Source organism: Streptomyces sp. NPDC001933 (genome assembly GCF_042890955.1).
Classification (GTDB): domain Bacteria; phylum Actinomycetota; class Actinomycetes; order Streptomycetales; family Streptomycetaceae; genus Streptomyces.
In genome coordinates this window covers 1-1,195 of the sequence record NZ_JBIASS010000125.1, presented here as the reverse complement: position 1 = coordinate 1,195, position 1,195 = coordinate 1, and the positions used below count along the sequence as shown (strand labels likewise).

The 1,195-nt window shown below is 67.2% G+C and carries 2 protein-coding genes; both read right to left on the bottom strand.

What is annotated here, in order from left to right; all coding sequences use genetic code 11:
• Positions 1–71: 71 nt before the first annotated feature.
• On the bottom strand, positions 72–470 hold the full coding sequence (locus ACFYY7_RS45735) for a hypothetical protein (protein ID WP_388672427.1): 399 nt from the start codon (positions 468–470) through the stop codon (positions 72–74).
• The coding region (locus ACFYY7_RS45730; RefSeq protein WP_388672424.1) for an IS5 family transposase at positions 467–1,195 on the bottom strand (729 nt) is incomplete at its 5' end. The genes ACFYY7_RS45735 and ACFYY7_RS45730, both read right to left, overlap by 4 nt.

Genomic DNA, 1,195 nt, shown 5'->3' with positions numbered 1-1,195 from the left:
AGTGGGCGGTTCGTGGGTTGATGTCCGTTTCGAAGTGAGGCTTGGGGTAGGGGTGCTGGCCACGCGGCCGGCTACTGCTGCCGGGCAAACCAGCCGGTTTCGGCTTCGGTGAGGATGCCGAGTTTGACTAGGCGCTTCAGCTTGGCCCGGGTGCCTTCGACGTTCTTCGGCAGCAGTTCATGGCCAAGGGCCTGGCAGACGTCCTTGGCCCGCAGGGGGCCGGTCGCCTCGTTGAAGGCGGCGAGGATGCGCGGGTAGTCCGGGTGCTCGGGCAGTTCGGGCGGGGATGCAGGGAGCCGGTCGGCAAGGCCGGTGACGGTCTTGCGGGTGATCGCGAGGTGCTCGAGGTGTGTCTCGGCTTTCCGTAGCCGGGTCTGCAGGTCGTCGATCTGCGTGCGCAGGTCGTCGGCCAGGGCCCGGGCGGCGTCTTCCTGCAGGTCCAGTGCCTCAAGGAGGGGGCGGATGTTCACGCGCTAACTGCCTCTTCGCGCCAGGTGGAGGTGTTCGTGCCGGTGAGACGGCGGATCATGACATGGGACATCGCCCAGTAGATGCGGGAGGCGGACGAGGCGGTGCGGTGCTCGTAGTCACGGACCAGTCGCCGGTGGAGTATCAGGATTCCGTAGGTCTGCTCGACCCTCCACCGCTTCGGCTGCGGCAGGAATCCCCGGTATCCGGGGTCGCGTTCGACGATCTCGACGTCGATGCCCAGGGCGGCGCCGTGTTCGACGACCTGGTTCTTGAAGCCCTGGTCGACCAGGGCTTTGCGGACGGTGTCGCCGGTGTGCTCGGCAACCTGGTCCAGTAGGACAATGCCCGCGGTGTTGTCGTGGGTGTTCGCGGCGAGGACGACGACCGCGATGACCAGGCCGAGGACGTCCACGGCCACGCCGCGCTTGCGGCCCGGCACCCGCTTGGCCGGATCGTAGCCGGTCGTGGCGGCGGGGACCCCGACGGCCGCGTGGACACTCTGGGTGTCCAGTACCACCAGGGTCGGGTCCTCTAATCGTCGGGCGCGTTCACGGACCTGACAGCGCAGGAGTTCATGGATGACCTGGTCGGTTCCGTCGTCCCGCCAGGCGGCGAAGTAATAGTATGTCGCGCTCTTCTGCGGCAGGTCGTGCGGGAGGTAGGCCCACTGGCAACCAGTCCGCCCCTGGTAGAGGATCGCGTTCACGATCTCCCGCATGTCGTA